Source organism: Pseudomonas sp. R3-41 (assembly GCF_054161485.1).
Window position 1 is genome coordinate 607,926 of record NZ_CP096421.1, and the last position, 21,333, is coordinate 629,258.

Annotated in this window: 20 protein-coding genes and 1 pseudogene; 11 read left to right on the top strand and 10 right to left on the bottom strand. The window is 60.0% G+C overall.

What is annotated here, in order from left to right:
* Window positions 1-178: 178 nt before the first annotated feature.
* Window positions 179-1,279, top strand: coding sequence for a glycine-betaine demethylase subunit GbcB (gbcB, locus tag M1D99_RS02720; protein WP_186707142.1), 1,101 nt, complete (start codon window positions 179-181; stop codon window positions 1,277-1,279).
* Window positions 1,280-1,521: 242 nt separating this feature from the next.
* Here gbcB and M1D99_RS02725 read toward each other — a convergent pair whose 3' ends face one another.
* The gene (locus tag M1D99_RS02725; RefSeq protein WP_250962164.1) at window positions 1,522-2,562 is read right to left on the bottom strand and encodes a threonine aldolase family protein; all 1,041 of its coding nucleotides are present in this window, start codon (window positions 2,560-2,562) and stop codon (window positions 1,522-1,524) included.
* A gap of 193 nt (window positions 2,563-2,755) precedes the next feature.
* Between M1D99_RS02725 and M1D99_RS02730 the strand changes: the two genes are divergently transcribed.
* The 8 genes from M1D99_RS02730 (at window position 2,756) to fdhA (ending at window position 12,893) form a co-directional block, all read left to right on the top strand.
* Complete coding sequence (locus M1D99_RS02730; RefSeq protein WP_458131347.1) at window positions 2,756-3,460, top strand: TraX family protein; 705 nt, start codon at window positions 2,756-2,758, stop codon at window positions 3,458-3,460.
* A 309-nt stretch (window positions 3,461-3,769) separates the two neighbouring features.
* Complete coding sequence (gene glyA / locus M1D99_RS02735; protein ID WP_003206308.1) at window positions 3,770-5,023, top strand: serine hydroxymethyltransferase; 1,254 nt, start codon at window positions 3,770-3,772, stop codon at window positions 5,021-5,023.
* A gap of 22 nt (window positions 5,024-5,045) precedes the next feature.
* Window positions 5,046-6,296, top strand: coding sequence for a sarcosine oxidase subunit beta (locus M1D99_RS02740; protein WP_003177603.1), 1,251 nt, complete (start codon window positions 5,046-5,048; stop codon window positions 6,294-6,296).
* A 14-nt stretch (window positions 6,297-6,310) separates the two neighbouring features.
* Window positions 6,311-6,640 (top strand): sarcosine oxidase subunit delta, encoded by a 330-nt coding sequence (locus M1D99_RS02745; protein WP_186707145.1) that lies wholly within the window; start codon window positions 6,311-6,313, stop codon window positions 6,638-6,640.
* Complete coding sequence (locus M1D99_RS02750; RefSeq protein WP_458131348.1) at window positions 6,637-9,654, top strand: sarcosine oxidase subunit alpha; 3,018 nt, start codon at window positions 6,637-6,639, stop codon at window positions 9,652-9,654. The genes M1D99_RS02745 and M1D99_RS02750 overlap by 4 nt, the downstream gene beginning before the upstream one ends.
* A 194-nt stretch (window positions 9,655-9,848) precedes the next feature.
* The gene (locus tag M1D99_RS02755) at window positions 9,849-10,481 is read left to right on the top strand and encodes a sarcosine oxidase subunit gamma (RefSeq protein WP_458131349.1); all 633 of its coding nucleotides are present in this window, start codon (window positions 9,849-9,851) and stop codon (window positions 10,479-10,481) included.
* Between the two features lie 160 nt (window positions 10,482-10,641).
* Window positions 10,642-11,499: a formyltetrahydrofolate deformylase gene (gene purU / locus M1D99_RS02760; RefSeq protein WP_053126032.1), complete on the top strand. Its 858-nt coding sequence runs from the start codon at window positions 10,642-10,644 to the stop codon at window positions 11,497-11,499.
* Between the two features lie 194 nt (window positions 11,500-11,693).
* Window positions 11,694-12,893, top strand: a complete 1,200-nt coding sequence (gene fdhA / locus M1D99_RS02765) for a formaldehyde dehydrogenase, glutathione-independent (RefSeq protein ID WP_122566627.1) — start codon at window positions 11,694-11,696, stop codon at window positions 12,891-12,893.
* Between the two features lie 95 nt (window positions 12,894-12,988).
* Here the strand turns inward: fdhA and M1D99_RS02770 are convergent, their stop codons facing one another.
* Window positions 12,989-14,062, bottom strand: a complete 1,074-nt coding sequence (locus tag M1D99_RS02770; protein ID WP_458131350.1) for an RHS repeat-associated core domain-containing protein — start codon at window positions 14,060-14,062, stop codon at window positions 12,989-12,991.
* 128 nt (window positions 14,063-14,190) lie between these two features.
* Here M1D99_RS02770 and M1D99_RS02775 point away from each other — a divergent pair.
* A pseudogene (locus tag M1D99_RS02775) lies at window positions 14,191-14,298 on the top strand (hypothetical protein); the annotation flags it as partial.
* Between the two features lie 88 nt (window positions 14,299-14,386).
* Here M1D99_RS02775 and M1D99_RS02780 read toward each other — a convergent pair.
* The 5 genes from M1D99_RS02780 to M1D99_RS02800 all read right to left on the bottom strand — a co-directional run bounded on the left by M1D99_RS02780 (window position 14,387) and on the right by M1D99_RS02800 (window position 17,682).
* A complete protein-coding gene (locus M1D99_RS02780; RefSeq protein WP_458131351.1) occupies window positions 14,387-15,406 on the bottom strand; it encodes an RHS repeat-associated core domain-containing protein in 1,020 nt (339 codons plus the stop codon).
* Between the two features lie 28 nt (window positions 15,407-15,434).
* On the bottom strand, window positions 15,435-15,647 hold the full coding sequence (locus M1D99_RS02785; RefSeq protein ID WP_434573886.1) for a cold-shock protein: 213 nt from the start codon (window positions 15,645-15,647) through the stop codon (window positions 15,435-15,437).
* A 189-nt stretch (window positions 15,648-15,836) separates the two neighbouring features.
* Window positions 15,837-16,109 carry a hypothetical protein gene (locus M1D99_RS02790; RefSeq protein ID WP_458131352.1) on the bottom strand — a complete coding sequence of 91 codons (273 nt, stop codon included), beginning with the start codon at window positions 16,107-16,109 and terminating at the stop codon, window positions 15,837-15,839.
* 469 nt (window positions 16,110-16,578) lie between these two features.
* Entirely contained in the window at window positions 16,579-17,154 is a 576-nt protein-coding gene (locus M1D99_RS02795) for a hypothetical protein (RefSeq protein ID WP_434576345.1), read from the bottom strand.
* A 105-nt stretch (window positions 17,155-17,259) separates the two neighbouring features.
* A complete protein-coding gene (locus M1D99_RS02800) occupies window positions 17,260-17,682 on the bottom strand; it encodes a DUF3757 domain-containing protein (protein ID WP_434573888.1) in 423 nt (140 codons plus the stop codon).
* A gap of 300 nt (window positions 17,683-17,982) precedes the next feature.
* On the opposite strand from M1D99_RS02800, the gene M1D99_RS02805 reads away from it, so the two are divergent.
* Entirely contained in the window at window positions 17,983-18,558 is a 576-nt protein-coding gene (locus M1D99_RS02805) for a DUF2780 domain-containing protein (protein ID WP_434573890.1), read from the top strand.
* A 33-nt stretch (window positions 18,559-18,591) separates the two neighbouring features.
* Here M1D99_RS02805 and M1D99_RS02810 read toward each other — a convergent pair whose 3' ends face one another.
* The 3 genes from M1D99_RS02810 to M1D99_RS02820 form a co-directional block, all read right to left on the bottom strand.
* Window positions 18,592-18,996: a DUF3757 domain-containing protein gene (locus M1D99_RS02810; protein WP_434573891.1), complete on the bottom strand. Its 405-nt coding sequence runs from the start codon at window positions 18,994-18,996 to the stop codon at window positions 18,592-18,594.
* A gap of 236 nt (window positions 18,997-19,232) precedes the next feature.
* Window positions 19,233-20,246 carry an RHS repeat-associated core domain-containing protein gene (locus tag M1D99_RS02815; protein ID WP_458131353.1) on the bottom strand — a complete coding sequence of 338 codons (1,014 nt, stop codon included), beginning with the start codon at window positions 20,244-20,246 and terminating at the stop codon, window positions 19,233-19,235.
* 80 nt (window positions 20,247-20,326) lie between these two features.
* Window positions 20,327-21,220 carry an acyltransferase gene (locus tag M1D99_RS02820; RefSeq protein ID WP_434573893.1) on the bottom strand — a complete coding sequence of 298 codons (894 nt, stop codon included), beginning with the start codon at window positions 21,218-21,220 and terminating at the stop codon, window positions 20,327-20,329.
* Window positions 21,221-21,333 lie beyond the last annotated feature (113 nt).

Below are 21,333 nucleotides of genomic sequence, written 5' to 3' on the forward strand. Positions count from 1 at the left end.
CGCAGGGGCGCAACCTTATCCATGGGCGACATGGCCCAATCTGTTCCCGACGCGCTAGCCCCGGTCGTTGGGGGCTGGTCGCGATAAGTATGTGAATGTCGCAGATAGGTAAATGGTCACCCAGGCGCCTGCGCACAATCGCCCTCATGAAGGCCGACAGTCGGCCGTGGAGATCAGCATGTCCAATAACTTCCTGAACCCGGTCACTACCCAGACCTGGGCCAATGGCCGACATATCGTACGTTGCGTCAAAGTCATCCAGGAAACCTGGGATGTGCGCACCTTCTGCTTCATGGCCGACCAGCCGATCATGTTCTTTTTCAAGCCCGGGCAGTTCGTCACCCTGGAGCTGGAAATCGAAGGCCAGCCGATCATGCGCTCCTACACCATCTCCAGCTCGCCGTCGGTGCCCTACAGTTTCTCGGTGACCATCAAGCGCGTGCCGGGGGGCAAGGTCTCCAATTGGTTGCACGACACCCTGCACGAAGGCCAGGAGCTGGCGGTGCACGGGCCGGTGGGGTTGTTCAACGCCATCGATTTCCCGAGCCCGAAAGTGCTTTACCTGAGCGGTGGCGTGGGAATCACGCCGTGCATGTCCATGGCCCGCTGGTTCTACGACACCAACGCCAATGTCGACATGACCTTTATCCACAGCGCCCGCTCGCCCAAGGACATCATCTACCACCGCGAGCTGGAACACATGGCGTCGCGGATCGACAACTTCAGCTTGCACCTGATCTGTGAAAGGCATGGTCTGGGCGAGCCCTGGGCCGGGTATCGCGGTTACCTGAACCACAAGATGCTGGAATTGATGGTGCCCGACTTTCTCGAGCGCGAGGTGTTCTGTTGCGGGCCGACCCCGTACATGACCGCGGTCAAGCGCCTGCTGGAAGCGGCCGGCTACGACATGAAGCGTTACCACGAGGAATCCTTCGGCGCCACGCCACCGGAAGCCCGTGCCGACGCCGTGGAACAGGCCGAACAGGCAGCCGATGCTCCGGAAGTCGATGCGGCGGACCTGCACCTGGTGGAGTTCACCTCTACTGGCAAGAGCATTCGCGTGGGGCCGGGAGAAACCGTCCACGCCGCCGCCGCCAAGCTCGGCATGATGATCCCCAAGGCCTGCGGCATGGGCATCTGCGGCACCTGCAAGGTGCTGAAGCTGGGCGGGGAAGTGGAGATGGAGCACAACGGCGGGATTACCGAGGACGACGAGGCCGAGGGTTATATCCTGTCGTGCTGCAGCGTGCCGAAGGGGGATGTGCGGATCGATTTCTGATTTGCTCGCTCAGGCAGGTGTAAATCCCTCTGTACCTGGAGGGATTTACTTTTACTGGGAGGGGTTTATCTGTGGCGAGGGAGCTTGCTCCCGCTCGGCTGCGCAGCAGTCGTCATCTGGTAAACACGAGCTACCTGATACACCGCATGGGGGCTGCTGCGCAGCCCAGCGGGAGCAAGCTCCCTCGCCACAAAAGCTTAAAAGCCCCAGAGCCCAAAAAACCGAAGATATCGGTCGTTGCTTCAGGCGCTCATCACTTCCCGAATATCCGCCGCCAATTCCCGCACCCGCGCTTCCTCGGTATCCCACGAGCACATGAAGCGTGCGCCGCCCTTGCCGATGAAGGTGTAGAAGCGCCAGCCCTTGGCCGTCAGTGCGGCGATGGCCGGCTCCGAGAGTTGCAGGAACACGCCGTTGGCCTGGACCGGGAACATCAGTTCCACGCCGGGAATGTCGCTGACCAGTTCTGCCAGCAATTGCGCGCAGCGGTTGGCGTGGCGGGCGTGCTTGAGCCAGGCGTCGTTTTGCAACAGGCCGACCCAGGGCGCGGAGAGGAAGCGCATTTTCGACGCCAGCTGCCCGGCCTGTTTGCAGCGGTAGTCGAAGTCTTCGGCCAGGTCGTGGTTGAAGAACAGGATCGCTTCACCGACCGCCATGCCGTTTTTCGTCCCGCCGAAGCACAACACGTCCACGCCGGCCTTCCAGGTCAGGTCGGCTGGAGTACAGCCGAGGAAAGCGCAGGCATTGGAAAACCGTGCGCCGTCCATGTGCAGGTTCAACCCCAGTTCCTTGCAGGTGACGCTGATGGCGCGGATTTCATCCGGCGTGTAGACACTGCCGACTTCCGTGGCTTGGGTCAGGGTCACGACTCGGGGCTTGGGATAGTGAATGTCCTGGCGCTTGAGCGCGATCTCGCGGATCGACTCGGGGGTCAGCTTGCCGTTTTCGGTGCGAGCCACCAGCAGTTTTGAACCGTTGGAGAAGAACTCCGGGGCGCCACATTCATCGGTTTCGACGTGGGCGGTTTCCGAGCAGATCACGCTGTGGTAACTCTGGCACAGTGACGACAGTGCCAAAGAGTTGGCCGCGGTGCCGTTGAACGCAAAGAAAACTTCGCAGTCGGTTTCGAACAAGGCCCGGAAATCATCCGCCGCGCGGTGGGTCCATTCGTCGTCGCCATAGGCGCGCTGGTGGCCCTGGTTGGCTTTTTCCATGAACGCCCAGGCTTCGGGGCAAATGCCGGAATAGTTGTCGCTGGCGAATTGTTGGCTCTTGTCGGTCATGGCCTTGCTCCTTGAATAGAGAGTCCTGGGTAAGAGATCCCTGGCGGAATTCCCGGGTGGGGGTTCCTTGGTTCGACGTGCTTGAGTCCGCAACGTCGTGGTCTATGTTGGTGCGCACTTTACCCAAGATTAGCGAGGGAACATAAGTGATGTTTCTGTCAGAAAATCACAACGTCCCAGGGCCGACGCACACATGAATCGGCGCGACGGTGCCTTGGACCTGCTCAAATGGCTGGCATTGTTGTCGATGGTGCTCGATCACCTGCGATATGTCGGTTTTTCCGCCGATTGGCTCTACGTGCCTGGACGGTTGGCGTTCCCGTGGTTCTGCCTGGCGATGGCGGCCAATCTTGCGCGCAGTGGCGTCGATAATGCGCGATGGCGTTACCTGGGTTGGCTGTTGCTGTTCAGTGCTGTCAGCGAAATTCCTTATCGCTTGTTCATTCCCGACCCCGCCACCTTGAATGTCATGCCTACGTTGGTGCTTGGGTTATTGGTGGCGCGCTGTTGGCAGACGCCCACCTTGGAAGCGCGCTGCCTGGCCGCGACGGCATTGCTGCTGGCGGCGCTGTTTTCGTCGCGGCTGATGTTCGGTTTCTTTGGTGTATTGCTGCCGCTGGTGATGTTGCTGCTATTCAAGCGTTCCTTGTATCTGGCCTTGTTGCCGGGATTGGTCTGTGTCGCGGCCAACCAATGGCGGGTGTTGTATGGCGCGGCGTGGCTGGGGGATGGGGTGGCGTTGTGGGGGCTGGTGGCTTGCCTGATCGCGCCATGGCTGGGGCTGGTGCTTTTGCGACAGGCGGGTCGTTTTCATCCACTGCCAATGCGGCGTTGGGCGTATGCATTGTATCCCGCGCATTTTCTAGTGCTGCTCGCGGTTCGCCAGATCGTCACATAGCCGTTGTGGCGAGGGAGCTTGCTCCCGCTGGGCTACGAAGTAGCCCCAAGACCAAACACCTGGGTTTATCAGGTAGATCTGCGTGGGCCTTTCCGGGAGGGCTTCGCCCTCCAGCGGGAGCAAGCTCCCTCGCCACAGGGGCCACTGTTCGACTCCATTTGAGCACATGTCGTAAACGCACCTTTGCGTGGCGTCCATAGGCATTTGACATGCCTGCGCCAGCCATACCATCGCATCCAAAGGGCACGACCGAAACGGTCCGTGCCTCACCGAGACGAAAGGCGCACCGCCGCCGCTGGGAGAGACGCGATGTTCAGCAAGCAAGACCAAATCCAAGGCTACGATGATGCACTGCTGGCGGCGATGAACGCCGAAGAGCAACGCCAGGAAGATCACATCGAACTGATCGCGTCAGAGAACTACACCAGTAAGCGCGTGATGGAGGCCCAGGGCAGCGGCCTGACCAACAAGTACGCCGAAGGCTATCCGGGCAAGCGCTACTACGGTGGTTGCGAACACGTCGACAAAGTCGAAGCCCTGGCCATCGAGCGCGCCAAGCAGCTGTTTGGCGCCGATTACGCCAACGTCCAGCCGCACTCCGGTTCGTCGGCCAACAGCGCCGTGTACCTGGCCCTGCTGCAAGCCGGCGACACCATCCTGGGCATGAGCCTGGCCCACGGCGGTCACTTGACCCACGGCGCCAAGGTGTCGTCCTCGGGCAAGCTCTACAACGCGGTGCAATACGGCATCGACACCACCACCGGCCTGATCGACTACGACGAAGTCGAGCGCCTGGCGGTCGAGCACAAGCCGAAGATGATCGTCGCCGGGTTCTCCGCTTACTCCAAGACCCTGGATTTCCCACGTTTCCGCCAGATCGCCGATAAGGTCGGTGCCCTGCTGTTCGTCGACATGGCCCACGTCGCTGGCCTGGTTGCCGCCGGCCTGTACCCGAACCCGCTGCCGTACGCCGACGTGGTCACCACCACCACCCACAAGACCCTGCGCGGTCCACGTGGCGGCCTGATCCTGGCCAAGGCCAACGAAGAAATCGAGAAAAAGCTCAACGCCGCGGTATTCCCCGGCGCCCAGGGCGGCCCGCTGATGCACGTGATCGCTGGCAAGGCGGTGTGCTTCAAGGAAGCGGCGGAGCCTGGCTTCAAGGCTTACCAGCAGCAAGTGATCGATAACGCCCAGGCCATGGCTGGCGTGTTCATCAAGCGCGGCTACGATGTAGTGTCCGGTGGTACCGATAACCACCTGTTCCTGGTCAGCCTGATCCGTCAGGGCCTGACCGGCAAGGACGCCGATGCCGCACTGGGCCGCGCCCACATCACCGTCAACAAGAACGCCGTGCCGAACGACCCGCAATCGCCGTTCGTGACTTCGGGCCTGCGCATCGGCACCCCAGCGGTGACCACCCGTGGCTTCAAGGTTACCCAGTGCGTCACGCTGGCCGGCTGGATTTGCGACATCCTCGACAACCTCGGCGATGCCGATGTCGAGGCCAATGTCGCGCAGCAAGTGGCGGCCCTGTGCGCGGACTTCCCGGTTTATCGCTGAGTCGGTTTTGGAGTAAATGACTATGCAACGCTATTCGGGCTTCGGCCTCTTCAAACACTCACTCAGCCATCATGAAAACTGGCAGCGGATGTGGCGCACGCCGACCCCGAAAAAGGTCTACGACGTGGTCATCGTCGGCGGCGGCGGACATGGCCTGGCGACCGCCTACTACCTGGCCAAGGAACACGGCATCACCAACGTGGCCGTGGTCGAGAAGGGCTGGTTGGGCGGCGGTAACACCGCGCGCAACACCACCATCGTGCGCTCCAACTACCTGTGGGACGAATCGGCCCACCTGTACGAACACGCGATGAAACTCTGGGAAGGCCTGTCCCAGGACCTGAACTACAACGTGATGTTCTCCCAGCGTGGCGTCTACAACCTGTGCCACACCCTCCAGGACATCCGTGATTCCGAGCGTCGCGTCAGTGCCAACCGCCTCAACGGCGTGGACGGCGAGCTGCTCAACGCCAAGCAAGTGGCCGACGAGATCCCGTACCTGGATTGCTCGAAGAACACCCGCTACCCGGTGATGGGCGCCACCGTCCAGCGTCGCGGCGGCGTGGCCCGTCACGATGCCGTGGCCTGGGGCTTTGCCCGGGCGGCGGACGCGTTGGGCGTGGACCTGATCCAGCAGACCGAAGTGATCGGTTTCCGCAAGGAAAACGGCGTGTGCATCGGCGTGGAAACCAACAAGGGCTTCATTGGCGCCAAGCGCGTCGGCGTGGTCACTGCCGGTAACTCCGGGCACATGGCCAAGCTCGCCGGCTTCCGCCTGCCGATCGAATCCCACCCGCTGCAAGCGCTGGTGTCGGAGCCGATCAAGCCCATCATCGACAGCGTGATCATGTCCAACGCCGTGCACGGCTACATCAGCCAGTCCGACAAGGGCGACCTGGTGATCGGCGCCGGTATCGACGGCTACAACGGCTACGGCCAGCGTGGCTCGTACCCGGTGATCGAACACACGGTCCAGGCCATCGTCGAGATGTTCCCGGTGTTGTCCCGCGTGCGCATGAACCGCCAGTGGGGCGGCATCGTCGACACCACGCCGGACGCCTGCCCGATCATCTCCAAGACCCCGGTGCCGAACATGTTCTTCAACTGCGGTTGGGGCACCGGTGGCTTCAAGGCCACCCCGGGCTCGGGCAACGTCTTCGCTGCAAGCCTGGCCAAGGGTGAAATGCACCCACTGGCCGCACCGTTTTCCATCGACCGTTTCCACAACGGCGCACTGATCGACGAACACGGCGCTGCTGCCGTCGCCCACTAACAGGAGAAATCCCTATGTTGCACATCTTCTGTCCTCACTGCGGCGAACTGCGCTCCGAAGAGGAATTCCATGCATCCGGCCAGGCGCATATCCCGCGTCCACTGGATCCGAACGCCTGCACCGACGAGGAGTGGGGCGACTACATGTTCTTCCGTGACAACCCACGCGGGTTGCACCATGAACTGTGGGACCACGTCGCCGGTTGCCGCCAGTATTTCAACGCGACCCGTGACACCGTGACCTACGAGATTCTCGAAACCTACAAGATCGGCCAAAAGCCGCAGTTCACCGACAAGGCTGACAGTCCGAAAGCGGCTGCACAGGCTCTGGGAGAGAAGGTATGAGCCAGATCAATCGCCTGTCCAACGGCGGACGGATCGACCGCAACAAAGTGCTGAGCTTCACCTTCAACGGCCAGGCCTACAAAGGCTTCGAGGGCGATTCCCTGGCCGCCGCGCTGCTGGCCAACGGTGTCGACATCATCGGTCGCAGTTTCAAATATTCGCGTCCGCGCGGCATTTACGCCGCCGGTGCCGAAGAGCCGAACGCGGTGCTGCAGATCGGTGCCACCGAAGCCACGCAAATCCCGAACGTGCGCGCCACGCAACAGGCGTTGTACCAGGGCCTGGTCGCCACCAGCACCAACGGCTGGCCGAACGTGAACAACGACATGATGGGGATTCTCGGCAAGGTCGGCGGCAAGCTGATGCCGCCGGGCTTCTACTACAAAACCTTCATGTACCCGCAATCGTTCTGGATGACTTACGAGAAGTACATCCGCAAGGCCGCGGGCCTGGGTCGCTCGCCGACCGAGAACGATCCGGACACCTACGACTACATGAACCGTCACTGCGACGTGCTGATCGTTGGCGCTGGCCCGTCCGGCCTGGCTGCCGCGTTGGCTGCCGGCCGCAGCGGTGCCCGCGTGATCCTGGCCGATGAGCAGGAAGAGTTCGGCGGCAGCCTGCTCGACTCCCGCGAGAGCCTGGACGGCAAGCCGGCGACCGAATGGGTCGCGGCTGCGGTGGCTGAACTGCGCTCGATGCCCGAAGTGGTGTTGCTGCCTCGCGCCACCGTGAATGGCTACCACGACCATAACTTCCTGACCATCCACGAGCGCCTCACCGACCACCTCGGCGACCGCGCACCGATCGGCCAGGTTCGCCAGCGCATCAACCGCGTTCGTGCCAAGCGCGTGGTGCTGGCGACCGGCGCCTGCGAGCGGCCGCTGGTCTACGGCAACAACGACGTGCCGGGCAACATGCTGGCTGGCGCGGTTTCTACCTACATCCGCCGCTACGGCGTGGCGCCGGGCAAGAAACTGGTGCTGAGCACCAACAACGACCACGCCTATCGCGTGGCCCTGGACTGGTTCGACGCCGGCCTGCAAGTGATCGCCGTGGCCGACGCCCGCAGCAACCCACGGGGTGCGCTGGTGGAAGAAGCCCGCGCCAAGGGCATTCGTATCCTCACCGGCAGCGCCGTGATCGAGGCCCGTGGCAGCAAGCGCGTCAGCGGGGCACGTGTCGCCGCGATCGACGTTCGCGCCCACAAAGTCACCAGCCCCGGCGAATGGCTGGACTGCGACCTGGTGGCCAGCTCCGGCGGCTACAGCCCGGTGGTCCACCTGGCGTCGCACCTGGGCGGCAAGCCGATCTGGCGTGAAGACATCCTCGGTTTCGTACCGGGCGAAGCGCCGCAAAAGCGTGTCTGCGTCGGCGGTGTGAACGGCGTCTACAGCCTCGGCGATAGCTTGGCCGACGGTTTTGAAGGCGGCGTGCGCGCGGCCAGCGAAGCCGGCTTCAAGGCGGTGGAGGGCGTGCTGCCCAAAGCCCTGAGCCGTCACGAAGAACCGACCCTGGCGCTGTTCCAGGTGCCTCACGAAAAATCCACTGCCCGGGCGCCGAAGCAATTCGTCGACCTGCAGAACGACGTCACGGCCGCCGCCATCGAACTCGCCACCCGCGAAGGCTTCGAGTCGGTGGAACACGTCAAGCGCTACACCGCACTGGGCTTCGGCACCGACCAGGGCAAGCTGGGCAACGTCAACGGCCTGGCCATCGCGGCCCGTTCGCTGAACGTGAGCATCCCGCAGATGGGCACCACCATGTTCCGTCCGAACTACACGCCGGTGACCTTCGGCGCGGTGGCGGGCCGGCACTGTGGGCACATCTTCGAGCCGGTGCGTTTCACCGCGCTGCATGCCTGGCATGTGAAAAACGGTGCCGAGTTCGAAGACGTCGGCCAGTGGAAGCGCCCTTGGTACTTCCCGAAGAATGGCGAAGACATGCATGCCGCGGTCAAGCGCGAATGCAAGGCGGTGCGTGACAGCGTCGGCCTGCTGGACGCCTCGACCCTGGGCAAGATCGACATCCAGGGCCCGGACGCCCGCGAATTCCTCAACCGCGTCTACACCAACGCCTGGACCAAGCTCGACGTGGGCAAGGCCCGCTACGGCCTGATGTGCAAGGAAGACGGCATGGTCTTCGACGATGGCGTGACGGCTTGTCTGGCGGACAACCATTTCCTGATGACCACCACCACTGGCGGCGCGGCGCGCGTACTGCAATGGCTGGAGATCTATCACCAGACCGAATGGCCGGACCTGAAGGTGTACTTCACCTCGGTCACCGACCACTGGGCGACCATGACCCTGTCGGGCCCCAACAGCCGCAAGCTGCTGAGCCACGTCACCGACATCGACCTGGACAAGGACGCGTTCCCGTTCATGACCTGGAAGGAAGGCCTGGTGGGCGGCGTGCCGGCGCGGGTATTCCGGATCTCGTTCACCGGTGAACTGTCGTACGAAATCAACGTGCAAGCCGACTACGCCATGGGCGTGCTCGAACAAATCGTCGAGGCCGGGAAACAGTACAACCTGACCCCGTATGGCACCGAGACCATGCACGTGCTGCGGGCCGAGAAGGGCTTCATCATCGTCGGCCAGGACACGGACAGCTCGATGACCCCGGACGACCTGAACATGGGCTGGTGCGTCGGCCGGACCAAACCGTTCTCGTGGATCGGCTGGCGCGGCATGAATCGCGAAGATTGCGTGCGTGAAGACCGCAAGCAACTGGTGGGCCTCAAGCCGATCGATCCGAATGTCTGGCTGCCGGAAGGCGCGCAACTGGTGTTCAACACCAAGCAGGCGATCCCGATGACCATGGTTGGCCACGTGACCTCCAGCTATGCCCACAACTCCCTGGGTTATTCATTTGCCATGGGCGTGGTCAAGGGCGGCCTCAAGCGGATGGGCGAGCGCGTGTTCGCGCCATTGGCCGACGGCAGCGTGATCGAGGCAGAGATCGTTTCTTCGGTGTTCTTCGATCCGAAGGGGGATCGGCAGAATATCTAAAGGGACTTTGGTCCTGTGGGTGGGCAGCTTCACCGAGTCGCCTGATTCGCGAGCAAGCCCGCTCCCACAGGATTGAAGTCGCCGAAGGAATTTGAACCAGGCATCAATCCAATGTGGGAGCGGGCTTGCTCGCGAAGACGGCAGAACAGCCACCACAAAGGCCGGAACTACAGAATTCAAGACAGGTGCTCCATATGACCGCAGTCAACGTGTACCAACAACGCCCAACCACCGGGGCCAAGGCCGAGTCGTCGCTGCACCATGCCGACCTCGCCAGCCTGGTGGGCAAGGGTCGCAAGAACGCCGGCGTGACCGTGCGCGAGAAAAAACTCCTGGGCCATTTGACCCTTCGTGGCGACGGCCACGACCCGGCGTTCGCCGCCGGTGTCCACAAGGCCCTGGGCCTGGAATTGCCAGGTGCCCTGGCCGTCGTCATCAAGGGCGAGACCAGCCTGCAATGGCTCGGCCCGGATGAATGGCTGCTGGTGGTGCCCACCGGCGAAGAGTTCGCCGCCGAGCAGAACCTGCGTGAAGCCCTGGGCGACTTGCACATCCAGATCGTCAACGTCAGCGGCGGCCAGCAGATCCTCGAACTGTCCGGCCCGAACGTGCGCGACGTGCTGATGAAATCCACCAGCTACGATGTACACCCAAGCAACTTCCCGGTGGGCAAGGCCGTGGGCACCGTATTCGCCAAGTCGCAACTGGTGATCCGCCACACCGCTGAAGACACCTGGGAACTGGTAATCCGCCGCAGCTTCTCCGATTACTGGTGGCTGTGGTTGCAGGATGCAGCGGCTGAGTATGGGTTGAGCGTGCAGGCGTAGGACTAAAGCCCATCACAGCCTTTGTGGCGAGGGAGCTTGCTCCCGCTGGGGCGCGCAGCGGCCCTCGCTTTTTGGCGGTCGCTACGCAACCGAGCGGGAGCAAGCTCCCTCGCCACGGGGTTCTGCGTCGCTTCGTTAATTTGGAACAGGAGTCACCGCAATGAGCCGCGCCCCAGACACATGGATCTTGACTGCCGACTGCCCGAGCGTGCTCGGCACGGTGGACGCGGTGACCCGCTTTCTGTTCGAGCAGGGCTGCTACGTCACCGAGCACCATTCCTTCGACGACCGGCTCTCGGCGCGTTTCTTCATTCGCGTGGAGTTTCGCCAGCCTGACGGTTTCGACGAGCAGAACTTTCGCGCCGGCCTGGCCGAGCGTGCCGAAGCTTTCGGCATGGTCTTCGAACTGACCCCGCCCAACTACCGGCCCAAAGTGGTGATCATGGTCTCCAAGGCCGATCACTGCCTCAACGATTTGCTCTACCGCCAGCGCATCGGCCAGTTGTCCATGGACGTGGTGGCGGTGGTCTCCAACCACCCCGACCTCAAGCCCCTGGCCGACTGGCACCAGATCCCCTACTACCATTTCCCCCTGGACCCGAACGACAAACCGGCCCAGGAACGTCAGGTATGGCAGGTGATCGAAGACACCGGCGCCGAGCTGGTGATCCTTGCCCGCTACATGCAGGTGCTGTCGCCGGAGTTGTGCCGCAAGCTCGACGGCAAGGCGATCAACATCCACCACTCGCTGCTGCCGGGCTTCAAGGGCGCCAAGCCGTATCACCAGGCCTACAACAAAGGCGTGAAGCTGGTGGGCGCCACGGCGCACTACATCAACAACGACCTGGACGAAGGCCCGATCATCGCCCAGGGCGTGGAAGTGGTGGACCACAGCCACTATCCCGAAGACCTGATCGCCAAAGGCCGGGACATCGAAGGGCTCACGTTGGCGCGGGCGGTGGGGTATCACATTGAAAGACGGGTGTTCTTGAACGCCAATCGTACTGTGGTGCTGTGATGGACGCCTTCGCGAGCAAGCCCGCTCCCACATTCGACCGCGTTCCACCTTTGGAATGCAGTCGAATGTGGGAGCGGGCTTGCTCGCGAAGAGGCCATTACTAACAACGCAAAAACAGCATCTGTAACCCGAGCAATCAACGCGCTGCCTGCCTGGGCAACGCAGTTCCACAAAAACAACAGCGAGGTGAAAGCATGTCTGGTAATCGTGGTGTCGTGTATCTCGGCAACGGCAAGGTCGAAGTACAGAAAATCGACTATCCAAAAATGCAGGACCCGCGCGGCAGGAAGATTGAGCACGGTGTCATCCTGCGCGTGGTCTCCACCAACATCTGCGGCTCCGACCAGCACATGGTGCGCGGCCGTACCACCGCCCAGACCGGTCTGGTCCTGGGTCACGAAATCACCGGTGAAGTGATCGAAAAGGGCAGCGACGTCGAGAACCTGAAAATCGGTGATCTGGTGTCGGTGCCGTTCAACGTGGCTTGCGGGCGCTGCCGTTCCTGCAAAGAGCAACACACTGGTGTCTGCCTGACCGTCAACCCGGCCCGTGCCGGCGGTGCCTACGGTTACGTGGACATGGGTGACTGGACCGGCGGCCAGGCTGAATACGTACTGGTGCCGTACGCCGACTTCAACCTGCTGAAACTGCCGGACCGCGACAAGGCCATGGAGAAAATCCGTGACCTGACCTGCCTGTCCGACATCCTGCCGACTGGTTACCACGGCGCCGTCACCGCTGGTGTTGGCCCTGGCAGCACGGTTTATATCGCGGGTGCCGGTCCGGTTGGCCTGGCCGCTGCCGCTTCCGCTCGCCTGCTGGGCGCGGCTGTGGTGATCATCGGCGACGTCAACCCGGTTCGCCTGGCCCACGCCAAGGCCCAGGGTTTCGAAATTGCCGACCTGTCCACCGACACCCCGTTGCACGAACAGATCGCCGCGCTGCTGGGCGAGCCTGAAGTCGACTGCGCCGTCGATGCGGTAGGCTTCGAAGCCCGCGGCCACGGCCATGACGGCGTCAAGCACGAAGCCCCAGCCACCGTGCTCAACTCCTTGATGGGTGTAGTCCGCGTGGCCGGCAAAATCGGCATCCCCGGTCTCTACGTCACCGAAGATCCGGGCGCCGTCGATGCAGCAGCGAAAATGGGCAGCCTGAGCATTCGCTTCGGCCTAGGCTGGGCCAAATCCCACAGCTTCCACACCGGCCAGACCCCGGTGATGAAGTACAACCGCCAGCTGATGCAGGCGATCATGTGGGACCGCATCAACATTGCTGAAATCGTGGGCGTGCAGGTGATCAGCCTGGATGACGCGCCGAAGGGGTATGGCGAGTTTGATGCGGGCGTGCCGAAGAAGTTTGTGATTGATCCGCATAAGTTGTTTAGTGCGGCGTAAGCGGTAAAGGGTTAGACGGGAAAGGGCGACAGTGATGTCGCCCTTTTTATTCAGCTCAGCGCAAAAGCGATATATCGAGGTCGCTGTGGCCTGCTTCAAGGTCGTCGGATGTTACGCTGCGCTTCTTCGTAAGATGGTGGCAGGTCAGACACACCGTCTAGGCGTTGTCTAATCGCAAGCAGCCGTGGATCATTTTCATCCATCACTACAGCTCTACGAGCGTTCCTTGCTGCGTAGTCGTTTTCAATATCCGCCATAGTCCATGAACCTTGCGAAGGCGAGCGCGAGCGAGGGGAGGATGTGGGTGACGGAGGGCCTGAAGCAAACGGAATGTCCGATGTCTCACCCCCGTCTAAGTAGTAGGAATGCGAGCCGCGACGGGAGGCTGAGGGCGAGTGATGTACTGCTATCGTTTCTCTAGTTGTCCATGCAGCAGTTAAATCGTCCGGGTTCTTTGATGCGATGGGAGAAGGAGGGGGCGTAAGTGGTCTATTGGGAACTCTGTTGGTTGGGAGCACTGAGATGCCTTGTCCTGCTGTCTCTTGCACTGCAAGGTTAAAGGCCCGATCAGCACGCGCTACTCGCGACGATGGCTGTATGAATCCCAGTGCCCTCCCAATGGATTTAACCCATGCCGGTAAGTGCCCCGTCGGATCCACCCGATTTACCGGATCTCCAACACAGTACGTATAAGCATTCACCCCCCCGTCCCCAAACGGACTCAAACTGTCCGGGCTGTTAAACCGCATCAACACCGGATTGAACGCCCGATACCCATTGCCCAACAAATAATGCCCGGTCACCGGGTCCGGCCGTTCGCCGTTGAAGCCGAGCAGGCTGAGTAAGCCGTTTTCCGCAGGGCGATGGCCGTAGGGCGCATAGGCGAGGGGATGAGGCTGCGTGGCGTCGAGCGCGTGCAGCACCGAGCGTTGCTGATCGGTGGTGAGTAACGTGGTTTCGACGGCGCCATCCTGGCGCTGTTGTTGCGCCAGGAGTTGGTCGTCCTGCTGGAAAATCGAGCGCTGTACCAAGCCCTGGATTTCGCTGGTCAGGCGTTCTTTCAGGTAGAAGCGCTGGGTGCGGGCCTGGGCCGAGGGGGTGCAGTCGGCCAGGCGATCCAGTGGGTCGTAGTGGTAGCGGCAGAGCAAGGTTTCATCTGGGGAGGACATGGGCTTTGCTCTGTGGGAAATACAGATAGCACTATCATGTTCAGGCAGAAGGAGGGTTGTCTAGCTAGCAGAAGTGTTAGGTTTGGCTGCCCAGGCCGGCCACGCCATCGGGGTGTGACTGCCAACTGATGCAGGCGATCAGCCTGGATGACGCGCCGAAGGGGTATGGCGAGTTCGACGCGGGCGTGCCGAAGAAGTTTGTGATTGATCCGCATAAGTCGTTTAGTGCGGCGTAAGTGGTAAAGGGCAAGACGGGGAAAGGGCGACAGTGATGTCGCCCTTTTTTAATAATTTTCTCATGTATACCTGAGGGGCGAAATTTCTTTATTGGCGAATTTCCTGAGTTTGGTCAATCGGCCCTTTGCGCCTGAAAGAACTATGGTGTTGGAATGAAATGTCTCCGTAGGTATGGGGGCGGAAAGATTTTATTCCTTCGCTTATACCCTCGCCACGATAATAATCGACGCCGGGAACTTTTAAAGGCATGTCGGTTACGTATACCTTAAGTACGATTGAACGATCGTTTTTTTTAAGCAGCGCGCGAGCGTAATCTCCTGCGAGCGCAGGATCTTTAGCGATGTAAAACCCTTCACCAAGGACCAATTCTTCCAGTCTGCTATTAGTCCCTTCATATCCTTCCTTAACCCCGCTTTTGAGCAGATTTCGCGCGCTGTCTTCCGAGGTGCCGTGGAACCCCACCAAAAATTTTTTTCCGGTAGCCAAGGAGGGTTCAGCTTTGTGGGGTGAGGCTTTTCTTAGGCCCAACAAATTTCTAAATCCTTTTATAGGATTAAACCCTTTTGGGAAAAAAGAAAGGTGGCCTGTCGGGTCCTGTCGATTGACCGGATCCCCTACGCAATACATATAGGCATTCAACCCACCCTCCCCAAACGGACTCAAACTGTCCGGGCTGTTAAACCGCATCAACACCGGATTGAACGCCCGATACCCATTACCCAACAAATAATGCCCCGTCACCGGATCCGGCCGTTCGCCGTTGAAGCCGAGCAGACTGAGCAAGCCGTTTTCCGCAGGGCGATGACCGTAGGGCGTATAGGCGAGGGGATGAGGCTGGGTGGCATCAAGCGCGTGCAGCACCGAGCGTTGCTGATCGGTGGCGAGCAAGGTGGTTTCGACGGCGGCGTCCTGGCGCTGTTGTTGCGCCAGGAGTTGGTCGTCCTGTTGGAATATCGAGCGCTGTACCGAGCCTTGGATTTCACTGGTCAGGCGCTCTTTCAGGTAGAAGCGCTGGGTGCGGGCCTGGGCCGAGGGGGTGCAGTCGGCCAGGCGATCCAGTGGGTCGTATCGGTAATGGCAGAGCAGCGTTTTGCGGTTCGCCGACATGGGGTCGTTCCCTGAATGGACGGGGGCTTTATTCCGGCGCCACTCTCGTGGCCTGCATGCCTTTGTCGCCCTTTTCGATTTCAAAAAAGACCGTTTGCTTCTGTTTCAACGTTTTGTAACCCTCGCCGGCGATAGCCGAATAATGAACGAACAATTCCTCGCCTCCTTTGCCGCAGGTAATGAAGCCATAGCCCTTTGCATCGTTAAACCACTTCACGGTTCCTTTGATTCGGTCGCTCATTTTTATTCTTCCTGCTTGCCCGAATGAAGAAAGGCACAGGGGCTGTGGTTTGCCCAGAGCCTTGTTTGTCGTTGTCACGGCTGAGCTTAGAGGCCGTATAAGCGGCTGCCTACTGTCAACGTTGACAGTAGGCAATACCGAGAGGGAATAACGGCTTGGGCCTTGATAGTCGGATGATTGCGGCCGCGGTCAAACCATGGCTTGTGCCTGCAAGCGGCGGCCGATCACGTCCAGCACGTCGCAGCCGTCGCGCAACGGAATCGCCAGGAGCAGGGCGAAATCGTGGAGGACGACGGCGTCGGAACTGAGCTCTTCGCGAAAGGCGATGTTTTCCAGCAGTTGGGTGACGGCGCGGATGCGGTAGGCGGCGGTTTCGTGGAGGACGTCGAGGGGGGCTTGGGTGTCGATGAGCAGGGCGGCAGGGGAGCAGTCGACGCCGGTGAGGGGTATGTATCGGTTCATTCGGTAAAACTCCGTAGTCTGGTGGATGCCACCACCCCCCCGTCGCCAAACGAATGGGTGGCAGCTGTACGCAGGTTGGCGAACCGGATAACTACGGAAACCGGCAGACCCGAAGATCTCCCGCGCACAACTGCCATTGAGCAGTTCTGCGAGTGCAAAAGCCCGTGCCAAAAAGCAGGGCTTCTGACCGTAGTTTATCGAGTCGCCAAACCCGAGTCGCCATGTGGACGACGGGACGAACTATAGGCATCGCGGATTGGCTTGGGCAAGGCTCGCTGTTGCGGGGGATTTCCCAAGTAGTTGTAAGATTTTTAGTCGACGGTGATCGAGCGCTGTTGTGGCGAGGGAGCTTGCTCCCGCTGGGCTGCGAAGCGGCCCCAAAGCCAGTCACCGGGGTGTATCAGAAAGATGCCATCCGCTTCACTGGGGGCGCTGCGCCCCCCAGCGGGAGCAAGCTCCCTCGCCACGGTTACTCTTGGGCAGCTGCGGTCTCGACCCGTTCACAGAATTCAGGGTAGAACCCTTTGGCGCTGGGGCCTTGGCAATAGTCCTGCGCCTGGGCCAGGGCGTCGCCGCTGAATGTCACGCTACGGGGCATGCCGGCAAAGGTTTCGTAGCCGCCTTGTTGGGTCTTGATGGCGTCGAACCCTGGCATGTCATAGACCAGCTCCACGTCATCATCGGCAAGGATCCGCGCCTTGACCGTCACTTGCGTGTACTGCTTGCCCCCCGGCGCGCCGTTGAGCGCCGCCAGGCCGTGGCCGACGACCCGTAGCATGTGCGCAACCCAGGGCTCGCAGTCATCCGCACAAGTGCCAGGCCGGTAATGCACGGTCAGCGTTTGCTGGTCGCGGGTCACCTCGGTGAGGGTCGGGTCAGAGCGCTTGATGCGGTGTTCGATGGTCAGCCAGGTCTTTTGGTGTTCGCTGGTGCCGTCGGCCAGTTCCGGGTTCAGCGGGCCGCGCTGGCATTCGTTGACGCCCAGGACGATGAGCATGCCGGTCACGATGACCGCGAGGGTGGCGCCGCCGATCTGTACGTTCATGAACACACTCTGCTGGAAGAAGCCGCACTGTACGGTAATGGTGCAGGCGATGGCAGGGCGGTTTGAATGGCTGTGCTGGAACAGTGACGCGGTTGTCATTCCCGATCAATAAATCAAGTTGAAGTAGTCGCCGTCCATCAACCTGCACATTCGAATGTCCGCGCTTTCGCAGCGATTGCTCATCCACTTTGAAAAAGTCGGTTCCAGGATCTGTTGTTCTTCCAGCTTCAGATTGATCGCACCGTACCTGCATGTGATGGTCGCATTGGAGGGTGTCTGCTCGTTCCCGTCATCCTTATGAATCACGTACTCGGCACCTTCGAATTGCAACGATAACGGATTGACCACATCCACCAGGCTTTCGCTCACCCATTCGTACTCGTCCTGTACATCGACGAAAAAAACGTCTTCCACCGATTCGATGTTTCTACGGATGTCAGTGACGGCGGGGCAAGTTATTTCACCGGCCTGGACGTGGCCGATGATCAGCAAAAGCAGCACCGCGCCTCCAGCCAGTATTTTTTTCATGTGCCAGGCTCCAGGGCTCAGTTCAACAATTCACGGCTTTGGTCGGGCGGGCTACTGTCGAGGTTGACAGTTATTTATGTCAATTTAGAACTGTATATGGATGTTTGGTAACTTTTGGCTATATAAAAAAGCGTGGTTTTCGTTAAATCAGACACTTCTTACGCTCCTGGAAGAATTTTCTGTGATGGCTATCGGCTATTAGCTCAGTACGTTTAGGAACAATCTTCGCCTGCGCCAGTCCAACCCACGCTTTAGCCGCCCTTCATGGGCGGCTTTTTCATGTTCAAGAGGATGTCCCGGATGAAGGTTTCACGCGGTTTTGCACTGTCTTGGCTGTTGATACTGGCCGCCAGCCCGGCCTTCGCGCAGTTCAGCCTCAGCGATGCCGCCAATGTGGTGTCGGCCATGCAGGGCAGCTCAGGCGAGGAAGAGGGCGTCGTGGCCGCCGCACCGAAAGCCGCCGGGTTGCTCAATACCCTGGGATCGGAACTGAAGATCACGCCGGAGCAGGCCATCGGCGGTGCCGGTGCGATGCTGGGGCTGGCGAGGAATCGGCTCAGCGAGCCGCAGTTTTCCGAGTTGAGCAAAAGTGTGCCGGGCCTGGATCAGATCGCCGGAAACAGCGCCATCGGCGGGCTCAATGGCTTGGGTGGTTTGCTCGGTGGCGGGTCGGATAACAATGCCTTGCTCGACGGCCTGCTGGGTAACGTCAAGGATACCGGCGACCTGAACAATGCCTTCAGCGCGCTGGGCATGGACAGTGGAATGATTGGTCAATTTGCTCCAATCATTTTGCAGTACCTCGGTCAACAGGGCGTGGCCGGTTCGCTGTTGCAGAACCTGGGGGGCATTTGGGGGAGCGGTGCGGGTGTGTGAGGGTGGCGACACCGAAAATCCGCCACAAGAAGGTCAGAATCTCAAGCTGAGGTAGTCGGTGCTTCCCTGCCTGCAAGTACGGGTGTCCCGGCTGGCGCAACGCATGTCCAGTCCAGGCATTAAGGCCGGTTTTTGGGACGTAGGGTAATCCAGCGTGAGGTTCATCTCACCGTGATTGCAAGTGATGCTGACCCTTGCTGGCGGCTGGTTATCTTCGTCGAGCTCCTGGACCGCGAACTCGGCATCGTTGAAGGGCAGCGCCGCAGGGTTGAGTTCCTGTACGGGGCTTTGGCTTTGCCATTCGGGATCATCCTGCATTTCTACCGTTGCAGTGTTTTCATGGAGTTGTGTCACGGCCGGACAAGTGACTTCTCCAGCGTGGACATGGCCGATCATCAGCAGAATTATTCCGCCGCCGCCTGTCATGAAATTGCGCATGGGTCTGCTTCCGTAATTAGGTCTCGGCGACATGGTTACGGCTGGGTCTGGCGGGGGGTACTGTCAGGGTTGACAGTTTTTTATGTTAATTTGGAATAAGTGGCTTCAATTCGATAGTCATTTTGAATGGAGGCCGTACAGACCAACGGTCGGCTTGGTGTCGCTGCATGAACGAGGATGTCCAGGAGGTAAGCTCGGTCCAGCAGCTTCTGATCATCAAGCTGCCTCAGGATGAATTATTTGGGTGCTCTTATTTCGCGGTTTCTCGATGAAGGTGCTGCTTCAGGTGCTCTAGCAGTTATTGTTTCGTCAACTCTTCTGCGAAGAAATATAGAATCACCCAAATGCTTTATTCGGGCGGATCGGCTTTGATCTGGTGGGCGCCAGTCTGTAAGTTCGGAAATGCCAAGTTTTAGTGGGTTGTTGGTCTTGTTAGAGGCTCCAATAGGGATGGTTGGATTGATATGCTCAAGGTACAGGTTATCGCTATTTGTATTTAATGATTCTGAAATTGAAAGAATTTCATTTTTTTTATATTGGTCTAGTTGAATGGTATTTTCAATGGAGTCCGACGTTTTGCGTGCGATGGTTCGCCCGCCTGCCTTGACTTTTGCCCCGTTTTCTATCGCGATTACGGTATTTTCTATCGCGATTACGGTATTTTCTATTGATGTTTTGGTTCCAAACAAGCGTCTTAAGTATCTAAGTAGCGGTATGTGGCCAGTCTGATCCTCTTTATTTATAGGGTCATTTTCACAGTATGCATAAGCATTCAACCCCCCCCCCTCCCCAAACGGACTCAAACTATCCGGACTATTAAACCGCATCAACACCGGATTGAACGCCCGATACCCATTCCCCAACAAATAATGCCCCGTCACCGGATCCGGCCGTTCGCCGTTAAACCCAAGCAAACTGAGCAGACCGTTTTCCGCCGGGCGATGTCCGTAAGGGCTATAGGCAAGGGGATGAAGCCGGTTCGCATCGAGCACATTCAACAGCGACCGCTGCTGATCGGTCGCCAACAGGGCGGTATCGACCTTCACATCCTCGCGCCGACGTTGCGCCAACAACTGGTCTTCATGCTGAAATACGCTGCGCTGCACCGCGCCCTGTATCTCCGTCGCCAATCGGCTTTTGCAATAAAAGCGCTGGATACCCGCCTCGACGGAAGGCGCACAATCGACCAGACGATCCAGCGGGTCGTAGCGGTAGCGGCACAATACGGTCTCACGAGGGGCAACAGGCATGCTCCGAACTCCGTGTAAGGTCCAAAAAGCCGGACCTCCAGCATCGGAGCTTTTTCAGCCGCTGCCTACTATCAGAACTGTTAGGTTCCCATCCCCTCGTTGCGCAATTGGGCGATGCGCCGGTCCTTTTCAGTCCAGAGCCGGTTGACCCAGTCCTGCACCCGCTGGCGAAACACCGGGTCGTTTTCGTAGTCGCCTTGCCAGAGCGTAGGGTCCAGTTCGCGGGTCTGGATGTCGATGATGACCCTGGGCACCGCGCCGCTGATCAAGTCCCAGAACCCGGGAATGCGGTCTTGCGGATAGACCACCGTCACGTCCAGCACCGCGTCCAGTTGTTCGCCCATGGCCGCCAGCACGAACGCCACGCCACCGGCCTTGGGCTTGAGCAGGTGGGTGAAGGGCGATTGCTGTTGTTGGCTTTTGGTGGCGGTGAAGCGGGTGCCTTCGAGGTAGTTGACCACGGTGACCGGTTGACGCTTGAACAACTCGCAGGCGGCCTTGGTGATTTCCAGGTCCTTGCCGGCCAGTTCCGGGTTCTTTGCCAGGAACACCTTGGTGTAGCGCTTCATGAACGGGTAATCCAAGGCCCACCAGGCCAGCCCCAGGAACGGCACCCAGATCAGTTCTTTCTTGAGGAAGAACTTGAAGAACGGCGTGCGCCGGTTGAGGGCCTGGACGAGGGCGGGGATGTCCACCCAGGATTGGTGATTGCTGATCACCAGGTAAGACGTATCGCCGCGCAGGTCGGCGCCGCCGCGGATGTCCCAGCGGGTGGGGATGCACAGGGCAAAGATCTGCTTGTCGATCTCGGCCCAGGTTTCGGCGATCCACATCACTGCCCACGAGGAATAGTCGCGAAAACGCCCGGGCAGAACCAGTTTGAGCAGTGCGAACACCATCAGCGGCCCGAACAGCACCAGGGTGTTGAGCAACAGCAACAGGGTGACGAAACAGCCGGTGAGCAGGCGGCGCATAGATGACTCTTGCAAACGGGTGGGCGGGCCATGATAAGCAAGCTTCGGGTGGTAGGCCAAATCGGCTTGGACGAAAGTTTCACTTGGGCTTGGCTAGACTGGACTGGCTTCTG

Excerpts from the sequence above, each read along its gene's own strand:
- gbcB (WP_186707142.1), top strand. The coding sequence starts at position 179 with ATGTCCAATAACTTCCTGAACCCGGTCACTACCCAGACCTGGGCCAAT.
- M1D99_RS02725 (WP_250962164.1), bottom strand. The coding sequence starts at position 2,562 with ATGACCGACAAGAGCCAACAATTCGCCAGCGACAACTATTCCGGCATT.
- M1D99_RS02730 (WP_458131347.1), top strand. The coding sequence starts at position 2,756 with ATGAATCGGCGCGACGGTGCCTTGGACCTGCTCAAATGGCTGGCATTG.
- glyA (WP_003206308.1), top strand. The coding sequence starts at position 3,770 with ATGTTCAGCAAGCAAGACCAAATCCAAGGCTACGATGATGCACTGCTG.
- M1D99_RS02740 (WP_003177603.1), top strand. The coding sequence starts at position 5,046 with ATGCAACGCTATTCGGGCTTCGGCCTCTTCAAACACTCACTCAGCCAT.
- M1D99_RS02745 (WP_186707145.1), top strand. The coding sequence starts at position 6,311 with ATGTTGCACATCTTCTGTCCTCACTGCGGCGAACTGCGCTCCGAAGAG.
- M1D99_RS02750 (WP_458131348.1), top strand. The coding sequence starts at position 6,637 with ATGAGCCAGATCAATCGCCTGTCCAACGGCGGACGGATCGACCGCAAC.
- M1D99_RS02755 (WP_458131349.1), top strand. The coding sequence starts at position 9,849 with ATGACCGCAGTCAACGTGTACCAACAACGCCCAACCACCGGGGCCAAG.
- purU (WP_053126032.1), top strand. The coding sequence starts at position 10,642 with ATGAGCCGCGCCCCAGACACATGGATCTTGACTGCCGACTGCCCGAGC.
- fdhA (WP_122566627.1), top strand. The coding sequence starts at position 11,694 with ATGTCTGGTAATCGTGGTGTCGTGTATCTCGGCAACGGCAAGGTCGAA.
- M1D99_RS02770 (WP_458131350.1), bottom strand. The coding sequence starts at position 14,062 with ATGTCCTCCCCAGATGAAACCTTGCTCTGCCGCTACCACTACGACCCA.
- M1D99_RS02780 (WP_458131351.1), bottom strand. The coding sequence starts at position 15,406 with ATGTCGGCGAACCGCAAAACGCTGCTCTGCCATTACCGATACGACCCA.
- M1D99_RS02785 (WP_434573886.1), bottom strand. The coding sequence starts at position 15,647 with ATGAGCGACCGAATCAAAGGAACCGTGAAGTGGTTTAACGATGCAAAG.
- M1D99_RS02790 (WP_458131352.1), bottom strand. The coding sequence starts at position 16,109 with ATGAACCGATACATACCCCTCACCGGCGTCGACTGCTCCCCTGCCGCC.
- M1D99_RS02795 (WP_434576345.1), bottom strand. The coding sequence starts at position 17,154 with ATGAACGTACAGATCGGCGGCGCCACCCTCGCGGTCATCGTGACCGGC.
- M1D99_RS02800 (WP_434573888.1), bottom strand. The coding sequence starts at position 17,682 with ATGAAAAAAATACTGGCTGGAGGCGCGGTGCTGCTTTTGCTGATCATC.
- M1D99_RS02805 (WP_434573890.1), top strand. The coding sequence starts at position 17,983 with ATGAAGGTTTCACGCGGTTTTGCACTGTCTTGGCTGTTGATACTGGCC.
- M1D99_RS02810 (WP_434573891.1), bottom strand. The coding sequence starts at position 18,996 with ATGCGCAATTTCATGACAGGCGGCGGCGGAATAATTCTGCTGATGATC.
- M1D99_RS02815 (WP_458131353.1), bottom strand. The coding sequence starts at position 20,246 with ATGCCTGTTGCCCCTCGTGAGACCGTATTGTGCCGCTACCGCTACGAC.
- M1D99_RS02820 (WP_434573893.1), bottom strand. The coding sequence starts at position 21,220 with ATGCGCCGCCTGCTCACCGGCTGTTTCGTCACCCTGTTGCTGTTGCTC.